The sequence below is a fragment of the Streptomyces sp. CBMA29 genome, from assembly GCF_014596445.1.
GTDB lineage: Bacteria > Actinomycetota > Actinomycetes > Streptomycetales > Streptomycetaceae > Actinacidiphila.
In genome coordinates, this window is record NZ_MECL01000065.1 from 19,969 (window position 1) to 38,182 (window position 18,214).

The window sequence follows — 18,214 nt, forward strand, 5'->3', positions numbered from 1 at the left end:
CGCAAGGTCTGAAGTAACCCCCGGTGTCCGGGGCGGCTCGCCGCGAGCCGCCCCGGACACCGTCGTCAGGGCTCAACGGCAGGGGCTTTAAGGACAGGGACAGGGGCTCAGCCCTGGGTGAGCACCGCGCGGATCACACGCCGCGCGTTGTGCGCCATGGTCGGATTCGTCTCGCGGTAGTACGGCAGCGCGTTCACCGCCTGGGAGAGCGCCCGGCCCCGGCCGCGCCGCCACGTCGCGTCGTCGGCTCCGAGCGCGCCGCGCAAGACCTCCCGCGCGTCGGGCGGCAGCAGATTCCACGCGGGGAACAGGTCACAGGCCGGATCGCCCACCCCCGCGCACCCGAAGTCGATCACCGCGGTCAGCCGGCCCCCTGACACCAGCAGATTGCCCGGCATCAGATCGGAGTGCACCCACACCGGAGGCCCGTCCCAGACGGGCGCGCGCAGGGCGTCCTCCCACACGGCGGTCAGGGCGTCGCAGTCGACGCCCTCCTGCGGAATCCCGCGCAGTTGCGCGATCGCCGACCGGGTCGACGCGTCGTGGTGGGCGAGCGGTTCGCCGCGATAGGCGGCCGGCGGGTCCGGCAGCGTCACGTCCCGTATCGCCCGCACGAACCCGGCGATGTCCCCCGCCAGGCGTACGGGCTTGCTCAGCGCCCCCGCCTCGGGCGGCTCGCCGTCCAGCCACCGGTACACCGACCACGGCCACGGATACCCCTGCGCGGGCTCCCCGGCGCCGAGGACTTCGGGGACGGCCGCGGGCAGCAGGGGCGCGAGCCGCGGCAGCCACTCCTGCTCCAATGCGACGTCCCCGGCCCCGCCCGCCACGAGCGGCAGACGGACCACCATGTCGTCGCCGAGCCGGTACATCGCGTTGACCGTGCCGCCGGACGGGAACCGCCGCACGTCGAGCCCCGCCCACCGGGGGAACTGCCCGGCGACCAGCCGCCGTACGAGGTCGGCGTCGATGGGATGCAGGTCAGGGTGCATGGGTGGGGTGGTCATGGGGCGTCATACGATCTCGCGGCGGCGGCTCCCGTCAACCGCTTTTCCCCGCGCGCCGTCCCGCCGTGCGGGCACCCCGCCGGGGGCCGGCGAGCAGTGCCCGATCCCGCCCCCGCAATCCATTTGCCATTCCTTTACTATGGCTCGGTCGGTCCGCCCGCGACCCTGGTAGGAGCCGCGGTCGCCGCCGACCCGGCGAACGCGCCGCGCCGCCCGACCGCCCGACCAACACCGGTCGGCCCGGATGCCGTTCACACGACACGTCCCGTCCCCCTTGGAGCACGCAATGCAGCACACCGTCCACGCGCGCAAGACCCCGCTCCCGGGGGTGGGCATCCGCTACGACGTGTCCACCGACGCCGGTCGGCACCTGTCGGTGGTCGTGCACCACGACGGGCGGCGCACCCTGGCCTTTCACGACCCCGAGGACGACGACGCCTGCAAGGACGCCGTGGTCCTGGAGCCGCACGAAGTGAGCGCGCTCGCCGAACTGCTCCCGCCCGACCCGGTCGCGCACCTGCGCCAGCACTTCGAGATCGACCTGGTCACCGAGCACATCACGGTGAGCAAACGTTCGCCGTACGCGGGCCGCACGCTCGGCGACACGCAGGCCCGTACCCGTACCGGCGCCTCGATCGTCGCCGTGCTCCGCCGGACGGCCGCCGTGCCGTCGCCCACCCCCGACTTCCGCTTCGCGGTCGGCGACATCCTTGTCGTCGTCGGCACCCGCGAAGGTGTGGACGCCGTCGCCGAACTGATCACAGGAGGATAGAAGCCTGTGCACGACACGACCGACATGCTCATCGAGCTCGGGGCGATCATTCTCGCCCTGGGCATCCTCGGCCGCCTCGCGGGACGTGTCGGCTTCTCGCCGATCCCGCTCTACCTGCTCGCGGGGCTGGCCTTCGGCAAAGGCGGGCTCATCCCGCTGCATGCCAGTGAGGACTTCGTGGCCACCGGCGCCGAGATCGGCGTCGTCCTGCTGCTTCTGCTGCTCGGCCTGGAGTACAGCGCTTCGGAACTCGTCACGAATCTGAAAACGCAGTACCCCTCGGGCGCGGTGGACTTCGCGCTCAACGCCGTACCCGGCGCGGTGGCCGCGCTGCTGCTGGGCTGGGGCCCGGTCGCCGCCGTCGCGCTGGCGGGAGTGACCTGGATCTCCTCGTCGGGTGTGATCGCGAAGGTCCTCGGCGACCTCGGCCGTCTCGGCAACCGCGAGACCCCGCTCATTCTGGGTGTGCTGGTCCTCGAAGACCTGTCGATGGCGGTCTATCTGCCGATCCTGAGCGCCCTGCTGGCGGGGGTGAGCCTGGCGGGCGGCACCCTCACGCTGCTGATCTCGCTCGGCACGGTTGGGATCGTCCTGTACGTGGCGCTGCGCCACGGGCGGCTGATCAGCCGCGCGGTGTCGTCGGACAACGCGGAGATGCTGCTGCTGGTCGTGCTCGGCCTGACGCTGCTGGTGGCCGGTGTTGCCCAGCAACTCCAGGTCTCGGCCGCTGTGGGCGCGTTCCTGGTCGGTATCGCGCTGTCGGGGGAGGTCGCCGAGGGCGCGAGGAGTCTGCTGACTCCGCTGCGGGACCTGTTCGCGGCGGTCTTCTTCGTCTTCTTCGGCCTGAGCACCGTCCCCGCCGACATCCCGCCGGTCCTGGTCCCCGCGCTGATCCTGGCGGTCATCACGACCCTCACGAAGGTCGCCACCGGCTGGTACGCGGCGCGCAGGGCCGGAATCCGGTCCGCCGGACGGTGGCGGGCGGGCGGCACGCTGGTCGCACGCGGCGAGTTCTCCATCGTCATCGCCGGGCTGGCCGTGGGCGTCGAGCCCCGGATCGGGCCGCTGGCCACCGCGTATGTGCTGATCCTGGTCGTCCTCGGCCCGCTCACCGCCCGCTGGACCGAACCGATCGCCCGCAAACTCACCGAGGCCGTCCGCCCGTACGCGCGTCGGCGCGCCGTGCTCCCGGCCGCCGCCGCGTCCCCCGGCCCGGCCGAGGAACAGATCGACACGACGGCCACGCATTCCTGAACGCTCCGCCCTCCGCGCGACGACGTCTCACTCGTGCCCCTGGGCGCCCACCAGCACCTCCCCGGCGTCCTCGGCGGTCACGCCCTTGGGCTCCACTCCTCCGGCATGCTCACCCTCCAGGGTGTCGGCGCCACCCTGGCGGGCGGCCTCGCCCAACGCACCTCACCCGCCACCGCCATGACCGTGATGGCAGCCGCCTCCGTGGCCGTCACCCTCGTCCTGGCCCCCGGCCTTCGCCCGCTCCCCGCCGCTCAGGGCCCGGCCCTCGGCGAGACCCCGGCGCGGAGCCCGTCCGCCTGACACGTTCTAGGGTGGTGGTGAGCCGGTGGGAAAGGGGCGGGGCGTGGGTCCGACGAACGGGGTGGCGCGGGCCGATGTCGTGGTGGTCGGGGGAGGCGGGAGCGGGGGGCCGTTGGCCGCGCGGCTGAGTGAGGACGCGGGGCGGACGGTGGCGCTGATCGAGGCGGGGCCCGCGACGGGGGCCTTCGCGCCGGAGTTGCTGGACGCGCGGCTCGTGCCGGGGGCATGGGCGCGGGGGGCGCCGCTGTGGTGGTATCCGGCGCGACTGACACCCGAGCGTCCCTACACGGTCGGCCGCGGCAGAATCCTGGGCGGCTCGACCACCGTCAACGGCGGGTACTTCGTCCGGGCCAGGCGGGACGACTTCGACCGGTGGGCGGCGGCGGGCAACGACGCCTGGTCCTTCGACCGGGTGCTGCCGTTCCTGCGCCGGATGGAGACCGACCTGGACTACGGCGCCTCCGCCGTGCACGGCGCGGACGGCCCGGTCCGGGTGCGCCGGACCGCGCTCGACCACCCCGCCGCCGCGGCGTTCGGCGCGGCGGCCCGCGAGTCGGGGTTCCCGGCCGAGCCGGACAAGAACGACCAGGGCGCGCCCGGCTTCGGCCCGGTGCCGTCGAACGCGGTCGACGGCGTACGCGCCAACACCGCCGTCGGCTATCTCCAGGACGCGCTCACGCGCCCCAACCTCACCGTCGTCGGCGACCGCACCGTCCGCCGAGTCCTGGTGGAACACGGCCGCGCGGTCGGCGTGGAGACCGAACGCGACGGCGTACGGGAGACCGTCACGGCGGGCGAAGTCGTGCTGTGCGCGGGCGCTTTCGGGTCACCGCACCTGCTGGCGCTGTCCGGCATCGGCCCGCGCGCGGACCTCGAACGCCTCGGCATCCCCGTGCTGCGGGACGCCCCCGGCGTCGGCGGGTCGTTCTGCGACCATCCGCAGATCGTCGTGGAGTGGACCCCGGTACGCGACGTGCCCGCCGCCGACGGCAGTTGGCTCGGCGGCGCCCTCCATCTGACGTCGAGCGGCGGCTCTGCGGCGGGCGACCTGGAAATCCTCCAGTCGCTCACGCCGACGGCGGCCCTGACCGCCGCCCGCACGGCGCTGCCCGGTGCGCCGCTGCCCTTCCTCGTCTCCGCGCAGGCCCCGCGACCGCGCGGACGCCTGCGGATCGTCTCCGCCGACCCCGCGGTGCCGCCGACCGTCGACTACGGCTATCTGCGGACGCCCGACGACCGGCGGCCGCTGCGCGAGGCCGTCCGGACGACCGCGGCGCTGATCGCCGCGCCCGCCTTCCGTACCGTCGTCGAGCCGGGCACGACGGCCGGGCCCGGCCAGGGGACGCTGGCCGACGACGGCCTGCTCGACGCGTGGATCCGGGCCCGTATCGGCACCTCGGTGCACGCCTGCGCGAGCGCGCCGATGGGCCCGGCGGACGACCGGTACGCCGTGGTCGACCAGTACGGCAGGGTGCACGGGGTGCGGGGGCTGCGGGTCGCGGACACCTCGATCCTCCCGGCCGCCCCGCTGCGCGGCCCGGCGGCGACCGCCGTGCTGATCGGCGAGGTCGTCGCGGACGCGATCCGGCATGACCGTGCGTGACCGTCAGCCCGAGGCGCCCTTGCCGGACGCCAGGCGCGGGCGCAGCGCCGCTGTCGAGCGGCCCTTGAGCGCGGAGAGCCAGACGCCCGTCCCGTAGGCGAGGTCGTCCAGGCGGCGGGCGGCGGCGTAGCGCACGGGGTCAAGGCCCACATCGCCCGGACGGTATTCGAGAGCGACGTCGGCGACCGCGGCCACCGCGACCGCGCGCCGGATCCGGGGGGAGACCGCGCAGCCGACGGCGGCCAGCGGCCACCAGTGCCGGGTGAGCAGGGCGCCGGTCTGGGACAGGGCGCTGACAGCGCCGTTTGCGGTGAGCCGGGCGGCCAGCCGTACCGGGTGGTCGGCGCCCTTGAGCTTGCGGGCGATCCGTACGGTCGTGATCCCGCAGACGGCGCCCGCCACCGGCAGCGACCAGCGGCGCTGGGCCAGCAGCGCGAGGGACAGCGCGCCCGCCCAGGGCGCGAGGACGGCGGGCGCGATGAGTTCGGGGTGGCGCTCGGCCAGCGGATGCGCGCCCGTGCCGTACGCGGCCTTGCGCAGCATCCAGTCCGTGAACCGCACGCGGTGCTCGTGCTCGGCGCGGACCGACGGCTCGTACCGTACGCGCCAGCCGCCCTCGATCAGCCGCCAGCACAGGTCGACGTCCTCGCCGACCCGCATGGCCGCGTCGAAGCCGTCCGCCATCGCGTCCACCCGCGCCACGCTGCACGCGGTGGAGGCCCAGGAGACGGGGGTCCCCGGGCGTACGGCCGCCGGGTCCCGGCCGAGGTCGAGCGAGGACCTGGCGGCCTCGTACCGGCCGATCCAGCCGGTGGCCGCGGCGGTCGGCAGCCCGGTGATACGGGGCACGGCCATGGCGACCTCGGGGTCGGTGAAGTGCCGGAGCAGGACGGGGACGGTCTCCGGGGGGAGCACGATGTCGGAGTCCACGAAGACCACGTACGGGGTGCGGACCAGCCGCAGCCCCGCGTTGCGGGCCGCGGCCGGGCCCATGTTCCGCTCCAGGACGACCAGTTGGGCGCCGTGCCTGGCGGCGGTGTCCTCGATGTCGTCGGCGTGCCGCGATCCGTCGTCCACGACGACGACGCGATGGCCGGGGCCGATGCTGGTGAGCAGCCGGTCGAGCTGCGCGGCCCGCTCGTGGACGGGCACGACGAAGGTGTGGCGCGGGTCAGGATTGGGCGGCAGGTCGCGGACGACCGGGTACGCCATGCCGTTGTCCAGCAGCCGGTCGGCGAGGACGGCGCTCGCCGCGTCCCGGACGCGCACCGTACGGTCGTCGGCGAGCAGCGGGCGGGCGCGGGGGGTCAGCCGGACGAGCCGAGTCGGGAAGCCGCCGAGCAGGGCACGGCCGCCGTCGATGACGCGGGTGTGGCGGTTGAGCGCGACCACGAAGCCGCCGGGCAGCCGCGCCTTCCCGCCGGGCGCGCTCGTGCCGCTCGTACCGCTCGTGCCGCCCGGAGCGCCGTCGCCCTCCGGCGCGCTCCCCGCCCGTTCCGCGGTCATTCGGCCGCCTCCCCGTCCAACGGTTCGGCGTCGACCAGTCGGCCGCGGGCGTCCGCGGCCCCTTCCGCGATCAGCCGGGTGACCGTGGTGACCATGTACGTCATCGCTCTGTCTCCCTCTTCGGCGGACGCCCCCGCCGGGTCGCCGAGGACCCCGGACGGCGAGACCGCCAGCACACCGCCCGCGACCAGGTCGGGCATGAGGTCCGCGAGCGGCCGGGTGTCCCCGGCGACGGCCTGCGCGGTCCGCACGTCCTCGGGCGCCAGGTGGAGCATGACCGAGGTCTCCCACCGTCCGGCGTGCGGATCCGCGTCGGGTGCCACGCACGGCGCCCACGCGACGTGGTGGCCCTCGGCGCGCAGCAGGACGACCGCCTCGGCGAGCGTGGCGACATTGCCGCCGTGCCCGTTGACGAAGACGATCCGCCCGGCCCACATCGCCAGCGACCGCACGGACTCCACGAGCACCGCCCGCAGGGCCTCGCGGCCGATCGAGACGGTGCCCGCGAAGCCCGCGTGCTCGCCGCTCGAACCGTAGGCCATCGTCGGCGCGACCAGGGTGTGCCACTCGGGCGGGGCCCCGGCCGCCACCCGCTCGGCGACCGCCCGCGCGATGGCGGCGTCGGTGCCCAGCGGCAGATGCGGCCCGTGCTGTTCGGTCGAGCCCAGCGGCACCAGGACCAGGGGCGCGAACGGGACCGCCGGCCAGACGGCGTGCGCCAGCTCCGAAGGGGCCGCGGGTCCTGCCGTGCTCCCGGGGCCCGCGCGGTTCGCGGGTGTCGACGGCATGTCAGCGGATCGGGTCCTTGGAACGCGGGGCGGCCACCGCGCCGCTTCCGCGGTCCGCGCCGCCGCCGAGCCCGCCGCCGAGTGTCCTGGTGAAACCGTCGGGGATCACCAGGTCGTCGGGGGACAGCTCGTGTACGGAGGAGTGGCCCAGGCCCAGCACCGCGGAGTCCAGGCCGCCGCGCATGATGTCCAGGACGTTCTCCACGCCGGCCTGGCCGTTGGCCGCGAGCCCCCACAGGTAGGCGCGGCCGATCAGCACCGCGCGGGCGCCGAGCGCCAGCGCCTTGGCGACGTCGCCGCCGCGCCGGATGCCGCCGTCGAGCACGACCTCGATCTGGTCGCCCACCGCCTCGGCGATCGACGGCAGCATCCGTATCGTGCCCGGCGTCGTGTCCAGGTTGTTGCCGCCGTGGTTGGACACCGAGATCCCGCTGACCCCGGCGTCGACCGCGCGCTTGGCGTCGTCCACCCGCGTCACGCCTTTGAGCAGGAACGGGCCGCCCCACTCCTCGCGCAGCCACTTCACGTCGTCCCAGGTGGGCGGCGCCGTCTGCATCCACTCGTAGTAGGCGCCGAAGAAGGTGGGCGCCGCGCCGCCCGGCGGCCGGAGGTTGGGCGCGGTGAGGTCGGGGAGCCGACGGGATTTGAGGAACCGCATCAGCCAGGCCGGGTGCGGCGCCACGTTCGGCGCGAACTTCAGCATCGTTTTGAAGTCCAGCTTCTCCGGGATCGACGGACTGCCCCAGTCGCGCCCGTTGGAGAAGGACCAGTCGAGCGTGGAGATCAGCGCCTTGGCACCGGCGGCCCTGGCCCTGTCCATCCGCTGCACCATCGACTCGCGGGTGCCGGTCCAGTACATCTGGAAGACGGTGTTCCCGTTCGCCTCCGCGACTTCCTCGACCGGCTTGCTGGCGAACGAGCTGAGCCCCATGATCACGCCCCGGTTCGCGGCGGCCCGCGCGACGGCCACCTCGCCGTCCGGGTGGACGGCCTGCACACCGGTCGGCGAGATCACCACGGGCATCGACGTCGGGATCCCCAGCACCGTCGTGGACAGGTCGCGCTCGGCGTGATGGCCCACCACCCGCGGCGCGAAGCCCAGTTCGGCGAACGCCTCGATGTTGTCATCGATGGTCCGGCCGCGCTCCGAGCCCGCGACCAGGGCTCCGTAGACCGAACTCGGTAGTTGCTTCTTTGCCCGGCGCTGCGCCTCGGCAACGGTCTCGAACCAGGGATTCCTGCTCATTGCGTGTTCCTCTTCGTCTCGGAGCCGGTCCTTCGGGGCCGGTCCATGTCCGTGAGCGTCAGGTGCCGCCCGTGCGCCGCGCAGGCGCGGGTCAGCCGCTCCTCGCGTGCCCCGGGCGAACATGCCTCCATGCGCCGCTCATGTGCGGAAGACCTCCCTGAGAGCCGGTGCGATGTCGTGGTGGGTGCGGATGCGGTGGAAGGTGCCGTGCCCGGCCCTGGCCAGGTCCGTGCCCAATTCGACGTCCTTCTCACCGCTCGTGTCGAGCAGCACGTCCAGCCGCGGCAGCCGGGCCGCCGCCGGGCGCGGGTCAGGACCCGCGTTGTGGACGCAGTCCGACAGCAGCAGTACCCGCGCGCCGCGCCGCGGCGCCGACGCCAGCCGGACGGCGGCGAGTTCGAGCGGGAAGGCCACATTGGTCAGGCCCCTGGCCGGGATGCGCAGCATCGCGTCCAGCAGCTCCGTCGGCCGGACCGGGTCGCCCAGTTCGAGCAGCACCGCCGCGTCCGACCAGAAGGCGACGACGGCCAGCGCCTCGGACTCCAGCTCGGCCGCGAGCGCGCCGACGGTGGCCGCCGCGGTACGTACCCGCTCGCCCTTCATCGACCCCGACAGGTCCACCGCGAGCACGACGGAGCGGGGTGTGCGGACCCGCTCGAAGACGAAGACGTCCTCGTCGTCGGGGACCGGCCGCTCCGCCAGCCGCTCCAGCGTCCGATCCAGGTCGATGTCGCTGCCGCGCTGCCGGTACGGGAGGCTGGCCAGCCGCCCCGAAGCGGCCGGCCGTCCGCCGCGCGCCCGCTTCGGCTTCGGCAGGGACAGCCGCGCGGCGATCTCGCGGGCCCGCGCCCGCACCGCGGGGTCCACCGGCTCGGTGTCGTCCGAGCCGGTGAGCAGTTCCCCCCGCTCGTCGGTGAAGTCGGCCGCCGAGCGGGTCGGCCGCGGACGCGCGGGACCGGCGCCGCGCGAGCGGGCGCGCAGCACCGTGCCTCCCGTGCCTGCTACGGCCTCGAACACCTTCGGCTCCTCGTCGAGTGTCTTGGGGATACGGCGCAGCGGTCGCCGCGAACGGTCCGTGGACGCCGGTCCGCGCCGCCGTACGGGCGAGTCGGCCTCCACCGCTCTTCATCCGGGCTCCGCCCGCGCCGGGTCCAGCACGAAGCGGTCCTCCCAGATCTCCCGCAGGACGCGCTCCGCAGTGGTCTCCGCCGCGTCGTCCAGCCGGATCCGGCCGGACAGCGAGACCGTCATCGCGTCGTAGAAGGTCTCCGGGTAGCGGTCGTCGTCCGGTCCGCTCAGTTCGCGCATCGTCATCAGGCCGTCGGCGACCAGGGCGCAGTCGATCGCGCCCCGCACGCTGCTGCCCTGCCGCAGGTCCGGGTGCTCGCGGGTGGCCCGGGTCACCGCGACGGCGTCGGGCACGACCCGGTCCGCGAGCGGACCGGACAGCGTGGTGCGCAGCCTGACGATGTCCTCCTCCGCGGCGGCGTCCTGGTAGCCGACCACGATCCGGTTGAGCCGGTCGCTGACGCCCGCCGACAGCCGGGTGGTGCCGATGTCGTCACCGGGGTTCATCGAGGCGATGACCCGGAACGACGGCTCGGCGGTGACCAGACCGACCCTGGGCACCTCGACCGCCCGGTCGGCCATCGCCGACAGCAGGGTGTTGAGGGTGTCCTCGGGGGCGCGGTTGAACTCCTCGATGTAGAGGAACCCCCCGGTGCGCATCGCCTGGACCAGCGGCCCCGCCACGAAGTTGTCGGCGCTGTAGTCCTCCCGCAGCACCCGCGCGGGATTGTGGTGCCCGACCAGCTTGGCCGGGGTCAGATCGGCGTTGCCCTCCACGAACACCAGCGGGATGCCCCACTCCTCGGTGATCGCCTTGAGCATGGTGGTCTTGCTGGTGCCGGGCGGGCCCTCCAGGACGAGATCCCGCCCGGCGCCGACGGTCGCGAGCGCGAGTTCCAGCTCGCGCTCGCGGCCGACGATGCGCGAGGCGATCCGCTCCCCGGCCGCCGCGACGCCGGAGCCGGCCCCGGCGTCCCGTACCGTCCGCAGTGTGGTCATCGTTCGCGCTCCCTACGCTTGACGTGGCTGACAGGCCCGTTACTTGGCCGTCTGGCCCGCGTCGATCGGCAGGGTGACGCCGGTGACGTACCGCGCCTCGTCCGAGGCCAGCCACAGCACCGCGTTGGAGATGTCCACCGGCTCCACCCACGGGATCGGCAGCGCGTTCATCGAACCGAAGCGCGGGCCGAGATTCTCCTTGGTCCGCTCGGCCACCGGCAGGTCGGACGCGAACAGCTCGTACGTCGCCGAATTCTGGATCATCGGGGTGTCGACCGACGTGGGGTGCACGCTGTTGACCCGGATGCTGTCCGGGGCCAACTCCAGCGCCAGCGTGCGCATCAGGCCGACGACGCCGTGCTTGGCGGCGACGTAGTGCCCGATGTTCTCCATCGCCATCAGTCCGGCGGTCGAGCTGGTCAGCACGATCGAACCGCCGTCGCCGCCCGCCTTGATGTGCGGGATCGCCGCCTTCACGGTGTGCCACACCCCGGTGAGATTGACGTCGATCATGTCCTGGAACACCCGCTCGTCCAGCTCCGACATGGTGCCGAAGCTGAAGATGCCCGCGTTCGCCGAGACGATGTCCAGCCGTCCGAGTTGCGCGACCCCGGCGTCCACGGCGGTCTTCAGCGCCTCGAAGTCACGGACGTCCGCCCGCGTGGCGACGATCCGCCGGTCCAGCTTCTCGACCTCGCGTACGGTCTCCGCGAGGTCGTCCGGCGTCGCCATCGGGTACGGCACCGAGTCGATCTGTGACACGACGTCGACGCCGATGATGTCCGCGCCCTCCTGCGCCAGACGTATCGCGTGGCTGCGGCCCTGACCACGGGCCGCCCCGGTGACGAGTGCGACCTTTCCCTCTACACGCCCCATCGCGTGTTCACCTCTTTCTTTCTCACTGATCTCTCGCTACTTCAGGAAGTTGCCGCCGTCGACCGGCAGCGTGACCCCGGTGACGTACCGGCCCTCGTCCGAGGCCAGCCACAGCAGGGCGTTGGAGATGTCCACCGGCTCCACCCACGGGATGGGCAGCGCGATGACCGACCGCGAGACCTCGGCGAAGTCCTCCGCGGTCGGGTGCTCCAGGTCGGGGCGGAACAGCTTGTAGGTCATCTCGTTCTGGATCATGGCCGTGTCGACCTGGGTCGGATGGATGCTGTTGACCCGGATGCCGTCCGGGGCCAACTCCAGCGCCAGCGTGCGCATCAGGCCGACGACGCCGTGCTTGGCGGCCACGTAGTGACCCGCGTGCGGATACGCGCGCAGGCCCGCCTCCGAGCTGGTCAGGATGATCGAGCCGCCGCGCCCGCCCGCCTTGATGTGCGCGATCGCCGCCTTCGCGGTCTTCCACACGCCCGTCAGATTGATGTCGATGACATCGCGCCAGCGCTGGGAGTCCAGTACGTCGAGGGTGTCGGGTATGACGCCGATCCCGGCGTTCGCCGCGACGATGTCGAGCCGTCCGAGCTGCGCCACACCGTCGTCCACGGCGGCCTTCAGCGCCCCGAAGTCACGGACGTCCGCCTTCGTGGCCACGATCCGCCGGTCCAGCTTCTCCACCTGCCGTACGGTCTCGGCCAGGTCCTCGTCGGTGGCGCCCGGGTAACCGGCGCTCGGCACGTCCTCGCAGATGTCCACCGCGATGATGTCCGCGCCCTCCTGCGCCAGCCGCACCGCGTGGCTGCGGCCCTGACCGCGCGCGGCCCCGGTGATGAATGCGACCTTTCCTTCTACACGCCCCATTGCGTGCACCTTTCGTTACGGAGTGATTACTGTGAGTGATGTCCCCGAGGTGTGCGGAACCGATGTCGTGGCCGGGCTCCGCGGCCGGGCTCCGTGACCGGAACCGGCGGCCGGGCCGGTGGGGCGGTCCCGGAGTGCTCAGGCCGGACGGAAACCGGCGAGCGGATCCTCCGCGCAGTCGCTGACGGGCGGCCGGTCCAGATCCTCGCGACGGGTGAGGGTCAGCGGGACCGGTCCCCGGCGCGGTGCGGGGGAAGTACGGTGTGAGTGGTCGACGGACGACTTCGGGACGGGTGTGTGCTGCGTACGGTTCGCGAGCAGTTCCTCGCCGTAGCCCTGCACGCACTCCGGGTCCGGCCCGTCCAGCGGCAGGCCGGTGAAGAACTTGGCCGCCATGCACCCGCCCTTGCACGTGTCGAAGAACTGGCAGGAGGCGCAGGCGCCCCCCGACTGGGGCTCGCGCAGGCCGCGGAACAGCTCGGACTCGCGCCATACGCCGGTGAAGCCGCCGGGCTGCCGGATGTTCCCTGCCAGGAATTCCTCGTGGATCGCGAACGGGCAGGCGTAGACGTCCCCGACCGGGTCGATCAGGCACACCACGCGTCCGGCGCCGCACAGATTCAGGCCGGGCAGCGCCTGCCCGTAGGCGGACAGGTGGAAGAAGGAGTCACCGGTCAGCACGCTGTCGCCGTGCGCCACCAGCCAGTCGTACAGCTCGCGCTGCTGGTCACGCCTCGGGTGCAGCTCGTCCCAGACGTCGGCGCCGCGCCCGGACGGGCGCAGCCGGGTCAGCCGGAGCTGGGCCCCGTACCGGTCGGCGATGGCCTTGAACTCGTCCATCTGGGGGATGTTGTGCCGGGTGCACACCACGGACAGCTTGAAGTTCTTCATCCCGGCGGCGGACAGATTCGCCATGGCGCGCAGCGCGGTGTCGTACGAACCGGGGCCGCGGACGGCGTCGTTGACCTCGGCGGTCGCGCCGTCGAGGGAGATCTGCACGTCGACGTAGGAGTTCTCGGCCAGCCGGGCCGCGACCTCAGGGGTGATCCGGACGCCGTTGGTGGAGAACTTCACGCCCACGTGGTGGGCGGTGGCGTAGTCGACCAACTCCCAGAAGTCGGGGCGGACCGTGGGCTCGCCGCCGCCGATGTTGACGTAGAAGACCTGCATGCGTTCCAGCTCGTCGATCACCGCCTTGGCCTCGGCCGTGGTGAGTTCGCGCGGATCGCGGCGGCCGGAGGTGGACAGGCAGTGCGTGCAGGACAGATTGCAGGCGTAGGTCAGTTCCCAGGTCAGACAGATGGGCGCGTCGAGTCCGTACTCGAACAGGTCCACCAGCCGTTCGGCGCCGGGAGCGTGGGCGGGGGCATCCGTGGTCGTCGTGGTCATGGGGTCCTTTCCGCCGCGATCGGCGGCCTTTCCACCACCATCGACGACCTGGCGAGGGTCGCGAGGGCGCGGCCGTACCGCGGCACGTCGGCTTCGGTGACCCCGGCCGCCGAGCAGGCGGCCCGTGCCGTGGGGGAGTCCTTGAGGGACTGGACGACCGACAGCAGTCGCCGGTCCTTGAGGAACGAGAGTTTGCGCGTTCCGAAGTGGTACAGCAGGGCGCCGAACGGTTCCGGCCGGACCGAGACCTGCGGGTGCAGGTCCCAGGGGCGGTCGAGATCCATGACGGGCGCCGGGTCCGGGGCGTTCACCGGACCGTCCGTGCCGCTCATCGCGGGGCGGCTCAGTAGACGCCGCACATGCCGTCGATCGAGACCTCTTCGACCAGGTCGTCGGCCTCGATCACGGAATCCGCGGTGACATCCTCGTCGGCGGCACGCGGCTCGCCGGGCTCCTTGAGCTGAAGCTCTTCCATACCATGGCTCCTCAGTCGGGCGATGGTCGCAGGCGGGGTTGTCGTCGTCCGCCGTGCCTTCAATAATGTTCAGACTAATGGCACCCGGTGCCAAATGGAAGAAGGAAAATCCGTGAGGTCCCCAGCCGACGCCCCGAAACCGCCGTCGACCAGCGCCCGCATGGGGCGGCAGCCCTCCACGACGGTGGACGAGCTGAGCCATGTGGCGCTGGAGCTGTTCGCCGAGCGCGGCTTCGCCGAGACGACGGTGGACGACATCGCCGCCGCCTGCGGCATCGGCCGCCGGACGTTCTTCCGCTACTTCCCGTCCAAGAACGACGTGCCCTGGGGGGACTTCGACGCCCTGGTGGAACGGATGCGCCGCTACCTCCAGCGCACCCCGCCGGACATGGCGCTGGCCGACGCGCTGCGCGGCGCCATCGTGGAGTTCAACCGCTTCCCGGCCAGCGTCGTCCAGGACCACCGGCTGCGGATGTCCCTGCTGCTCAACGTGCCGACGCTGGTCGCGCACTCCACGCTGCGGTACGCCACCTGGCGGCAGGCCATCGCCGAGTACGCCGCACGCAGGCTCGGGGTGGACGAGGACGACATGCGGCCGCAGGTGATCGCCTGGGCGGCGCTGGCCGCCTCGCTGTCGGCCTACGAGCAGTGGCTCAAGGACGAGGACGCGGATCTGCCGGCCCTGCTGGGCTCGGCCTTCGACATCCTCGGCGAGACCTTCTCCGGCGAAGGGCGCTGAGCCGGGCGTCGTTCAAGGGCGTTGTGTCGGCTCAGGTGAAGGGCGTGGAGCATGCCCACGGCCAACTGCGGCGAGCCTGGGTGCCGTTGGCGTGAAAGCACCGTCTGCCGCACGCGCCATTGACCGCGGGGACGCCAGTCAATAACGTCGCCGACGGTGCAATGGAATGAATCGTTTCACTGCACATGGTCCCCCCACTGGACCTCCTTCAGGAGCCCGCCATGAGCACCGAACGGCACACCCGTACGCGCCGCCGCCGCACCGCGGCGGCCCTCGGCTGCGTACTCGCCCTCATCGGCTGGGCGTCCGCCCGGCCCGCCGCCGCCGCGCCCGTCACGCCCGCGGCGGCGACCGCCGCCACGCCGTGGCCCGCGGCCCCCGACTGGCAGAGCTACGTGCGGACACCGTCGAGCGCGACGGTGTGCCCGACCGCTGTGGTGAGCACGTCAGGCACCGTCTCCGGCGCGCAGAATCTCCTCTGCGGCGCGTCGGGCACCGCCACCTTGACCCTGGCCGCGGGCGGCGCCACCCCCACGATCGTGCTCGACTACGGCAGGATCACCGGCGGTGTGCCGTACTTCGACGTCACCGCGCAGTCCGGCTCGCCGACCCTCCAGGCGGGCTACAGCCAGTCCCGGCAGTACCTCACCGCGACCGGGGACACCGCCGTCCCGTGGGCCGAGGGCGACCCCGCCCGCCACGACGCGTACACCGTGACCGCCCCCGGCACGATCACCAACAAGTACGAGCAGGGCGGCCAGCGTTACGAACAGATCACCCTCACCTCGCCCGGCACGCTCACCCTCGGCGGCGCGGGACTGCGCTACATCGCCGACCGCACCGGAGCCGACGGCTACCAGGGCTACTTCGTCTCCAGCTCCGACGAGCTGAACAAGATCTGGTACGACGGCGCGTACACCGCGCAGCTCGACTCCGTACCGGCCGGCTCACTGCCCGGGAACTGGCGGGTCAGCGGCGGCGTCCTCGACGACTTCGGCGGCAACGCGGGGCTGCTCAAACAGGGCGCGTCCTGGAGCGACTACACGACCACGTTCGAGACCAGGATCGTCTCCAACCAGGCCGGCTGGCTCGTCCGCGGTCAAGACGCCGACAACGGCTACGCGTTCATCCTCAACGCCTCGAACGACACCGCGGGCACCCCGAACGTGCTCCAGGAATTCGACCTGCACGACGGGACGTACACCAGCGTCGGCACCACACCGCTGCCCGACAGTCTGCCGCCGGGTACCTGGCACACCGTCACCACGACGGCCTCGGGCACCACGGTGACGGTCTCCGTCGACCAGAAGAAGATCGCCACGGTCAACTCCGCGGCCTTCCCGGCGGGGACCCGCGCCTACCCGACCGGGACCGTGGGATTCCGCGAATTCAACGGCGAGGAAGCCGAGTTCCGCAATCTCAGCGTGGTCAGCAGCGCCGGTGCCACCCTCTACAGCAACCCGCTCAGCAGCCCCTCGGCGCTGGCGGACTTCACCGTTCCCGGCACCAACGCGCTGCCGTCCATCCTCGACGGCGCCACCCGCGACCGCGCCGTCTGGGGCGGCGACCTCAACATCGAGGGCCCCACGACGTACTACTCCGTCGGCAACACCTCTTACCTCAAGGGCTCGTTGCAGCTCCTCGGCAGCTACCAGCTCTCCAGCGGCTTCGTCGCCGGGGCCGAACCCCCGCAGACCCCGCTGCACACCGGCGCCCCGATCCAGGGCACCACCGGCAGCTACTCGGCCTCGTACTCCATCTACTGGGTGCTCGGCCTCGGTTCGTACTACCTCTACTCCGGCGACACCGCCTTCGTGCAGCAGGAGTGGCCGATCGTCAAAAGCCAACTCGCCTGGAACGCGACGCAGTTGGACGGCAACGGACTGCTCACCACCACCGGTGACGACGGCGCCGACTGGGACTTCTACGACGGCGACAAGACCGGCGAGGTCACCGCGTACAACCTGCTCTACTACAAGGCGCTGCTCGACGGCGCCCAACTCGCCACCGGGGCGGGCCAGAGCGCGCAGGCCGCCGCGTACACCCAGCAGGCGGCGGCGCTGAAGTCGGCCATCAACGCCCACCTGTTCAACAGCTCCACCGGGCTCTACCTCACCAGCAGCGCCCAGACCGGCAGCGTCGCGCAGGACGCCAACGCGCTCGCCGTCCTCTACGGTGTGGCGCCCGCCGACCGGCAGGCCGCCATCCTGGCGTCGCTCAAGTCCAGGCTGTGGACCAGCCCCTACGGCCCGGTGCCGTTCTCCGCGGACTCCGGCAACAGGGCACTGGTCAGCCCCTTCGTCAGCGGATACGAACTCCAGGCGCGGCTGGCGAACAACGACACGGCGGGCGCTCAGCAACTGCTCAGCGACGTCTGGGGCCATATGATCACCGCCGGCGGATTCGCGGGCGCCACCATGTGGGAGAACGTCTCCGCCGCCGACGGCTCACCCGGCCTCGGCTCCAACACCAGCCTGGCGCACGGCTGGTCCACCGCGCCGACCGGCGCCCTGTCCGGCTACGTCCTCGGCGTCCAGCCGACGTCCCCCGGATACGGGACCTGGTCCGTGCAGCCGCACCCCGGCGACCTCGCCTGGGCCGAGGGGCGGGCGCCGACCCCGCACGGCGCCGTCCAGGTGTCGTGGGCCGGACAGGGCGGCGTCAACGCGTTCGCCATGAGCGTGACCGCGCCCTCCGGCACCAGCGGCACGATCGCCGTCCCGACGTACGGCAACGCCAACCCCGTCGTGGCGGTCAACGGCCAAGTCGTCTGGAACAACGGCGCGTTCAGCGGTGCCACCGGAATCGGAGGCGCCCGCCAGGACGGCGGATACGTCTACCTCACCGGCGTCCAGCCCGGCACCTATCTGGTCGCCGCGAATCCGGGCGGTGTCGCCCCGCCGACCGGCTACACGCTGTGCGCCCAGCAGAACGGCACATGCTCCTTCACCGACACCCGCACGGTGGCCTACGGCGCGAACGGCATCTACAGCTACCGCACGGTCACCGGCGGCACCGCCTGCGACGACACCGCGCTGACCGACGCCGACTTCGGTTTCGTCAAGTCCTGTTACACGGGACCGGTCACCACCGGCCCCAGCGGCTCCACCTTCTGCGCACCGGAGGACGGCCTGTGCGCCTTCAGCGGCCCGCGCACGGTCGCCTACGGTGCGAACGGCACCTTCACCACCAGGTCCCTGTCCGGCGGGACCGCCTGCTCCAACGCGGTGTTCCCCGATCCCCTGATTGGCACAGTCAAGGCGTGCTATCTGATGCCCTGACCGGCCCCGCCGCGACAGCGGGCGCCCGACCCGTTCCGACA

The 18,214-nt window shown here is 72.5% G+C and carries 16 protein-coding genes and 1 pseudogene; 6 read left to right on the forward strand and 11 right to left on the reverse strand.

Going from position 1 to position 18,214, the window contains the following annotated elements; translation table 11 throughout:
• Positions 1 to 107: 107 nt before the first annotated feature.
• On the reverse strand, positions 108 to 1,007 hold the full coding sequence (locus BGM09_RS10095; RefSeq protein WP_223186608.1) for an aminoglycoside phosphotransferase family protein: 900 nt from the start codon (positions 1,005 to 1,007) through the stop codon (positions 108 to 110).
• Between the two features lie 286 nt (positions 1,008 to 1,293).
• Between BGM09_RS10095 and BGM09_RS10100 the strand changes: the two genes are divergently transcribed.
• The 4 genes and pseudogenes from BGM09_RS10100 to mftG all read left to right on the forward strand — a co-directional run bounded on the left by BGM09_RS10100 (position 1,294) and on the right by mftG (position 4,936).
• The gene (locus BGM09_RS10100; RefSeq protein WP_188281150.1) at positions 1,294 to 1,779 is read left to right on the forward strand and encodes a cation:proton antiporter regulatory subunit; all 486 of its coding nucleotides are present in this window, start codon (positions 1,294 to 1,296) and stop codon (positions 1,777 to 1,779) included.
• 6 nt (positions 1,780 to 1,785) lie between these two features.
• On the forward strand, positions 1,786 to 3,033 hold the full coding sequence (locus BGM09_RS10105; protein ID WP_317452624.1) for a cation:proton antiporter: 1,248 nt from the start codon (positions 1,786 to 1,788) through the stop codon (positions 3,031 to 3,033).
• A 60-nt stretch (positions 3,034 to 3,093) separates the two neighbouring features.
• Positions 3,094 to 3,333: pseudogene (locus BGM09_RS10110) on the forward strand (MFS transporter); the annotation flags it as partial.
• A gap of 43 nt (positions 3,334 to 3,376) precedes the next feature.
• A complete protein-coding gene (gene mftG / locus BGM09_RS10115) occupies positions 3,377 to 4,936 on the forward strand; it encodes a mycofactocin system GMC family oxidoreductase MftG (RefSeq protein ID WP_317452626.1) in 1,560 nt (519 codons plus the stop codon).
• 3 nt (positions 4,937 to 4,939) lie between these two features.
• Here the strand turns inward: mftG and mftF are convergent, their stop codons facing one another.
• The 10 genes from mftF to mftA form a co-directional block, all read right to left on the reverse strand.
• Positions 4,940 to 6,442, reverse strand: coding sequence for a mycofactocin biosynthesis glycosyltransferase MftF (mftF, locus tag BGM09_RS10120; RefSeq protein ID WP_188281151.1), 1,503 nt, complete (start codon positions 6,440 to 6,442; stop codon positions 4,940 to 4,942).
• Positions 6,439 to 7,230 (reverse strand): mycofactocin biosynthesis peptidyl-dipeptidase MftE, encoded by a 792-nt coding sequence (mftE, locus tag BGM09_RS10125; protein ID WP_188281152.1) that lies wholly within the window; start codon positions 7,228 to 7,230, stop codon positions 6,439 to 6,441. Before mftE ends, mftF begins: the two co-directional genes overlap by 4 nt.
• 1 nt (position 7,231) lies before the next feature.
• Positions 7,232 to 8,476: a pre-mycofactocin synthase MftD gene (gene mftD / locus BGM09_RS10130; protein ID WP_188281153.1), complete on the reverse strand. Its 1,245-nt coding sequence runs from the start codon at positions 8,474 to 8,476 to the stop codon at positions 7,232 to 7,234.
• Between the two features lie 138 nt (positions 8,477 to 8,614).
• Positions 8,615 to 9,595: a vWA domain-containing protein gene (locus BGM09_RS38805; RefSeq protein WP_317452627.1), complete on the reverse strand. Its 981-nt coding sequence runs from the start codon at positions 9,593 to 9,595 to the stop codon at positions 8,615 to 8,617.
• 6 nt (positions 9,596 to 9,601) lie between these two features.
• Positions 9,602 to 10,543 (reverse strand): AAA family ATPase, encoded by a 942-nt coding sequence (locus BGM09_RS10140; protein ID WP_188281154.1) that lies wholly within the window; start codon positions 10,541 to 10,543, stop codon positions 9,602 to 9,604.
• Between the two features lie 39 nt (positions 10,544 to 10,582).
• Positions 10,583 to 11,419 carry a mycofactocin-coupled SDR family oxidoreductase gene (locus BGM09_RS10145; protein ID WP_188281155.1) on the reverse strand — a complete coding sequence of 279 codons (837 nt, stop codon included), beginning with the start codon at positions 11,417 to 11,419 and terminating at the stop codon, positions 10,583 to 10,585.
• A 36-nt stretch (positions 11,420 to 11,455) separates the two neighbouring features.
• Positions 11,456 to 12,289: a mycofactocin-coupled SDR family oxidoreductase gene (locus tag BGM09_RS10150; RefSeq protein ID WP_188281156.1), complete on the reverse strand. Its 834-nt coding sequence runs from the start codon at positions 12,287 to 12,289 to the stop codon at positions 11,456 to 11,458.
• A gap of 138 nt (positions 12,290 to 12,427) precedes the next feature.
• A complete protein-coding gene (mftC, locus tag BGM09_RS10155; RefSeq protein WP_188281157.1) occupies positions 12,428 to 13,678 on the reverse strand; it encodes a mycofactocin radical SAM maturase in 1,251 nt (416 codons plus the stop codon).
• Entirely contained in the window at positions 13,675 to 14,010 is a 336-nt protein-coding gene (gene mftB, locus BGM09_RS10160; RefSeq protein ID WP_223186609.1) for a mycofactocin biosynthesis chaperone MftB, read from the reverse strand. Before mftB ends, mftC begins: the two co-directional genes overlap by 4 nt.
• Before the next feature lie 11 nt (positions 14,011 to 14,021).
• On the reverse strand, positions 14,022 to 14,153 hold the full coding sequence (gene mftA / locus BGM09_RS10165; protein WP_188281158.1) for a mycofactocin precursor MftA: 132 nt from the start codon (positions 14,151 to 14,153) through the stop codon (positions 14,022 to 14,024).
• Positions 14,154 to 14,265: 112 nt separating this feature from the next.
• On the opposite strand from mftA, the gene mftR reads away from it, so the two are divergent.
• Positions 14,266 to 14,892 carry a mycofactocin system transcriptional regulator gene (mftR, locus tag BGM09_RS10170; protein ID WP_317452628.1) on the forward strand — a complete coding sequence of 209 codons (627 nt, stop codon included), beginning with the start codon at positions 14,266 to 14,268 and terminating at the stop codon, positions 14,890 to 14,892.
• A gap of 221 nt (positions 14,893 to 15,113) precedes the next feature.
• The gene (locus tag BGM09_RS10175) at positions 15,114 to 18,173 is read left to right on the forward strand and encodes an alpha-L-rhamnosidase C-terminal domain-containing protein (protein WP_188281160.1); all 3,060 of its coding nucleotides are present in this window, start codon (positions 15,114 to 15,116) and stop codon (positions 18,171 to 18,173) included.
• Positions 18,174 to 18,214: the final 41 nt, after the last annotated feature.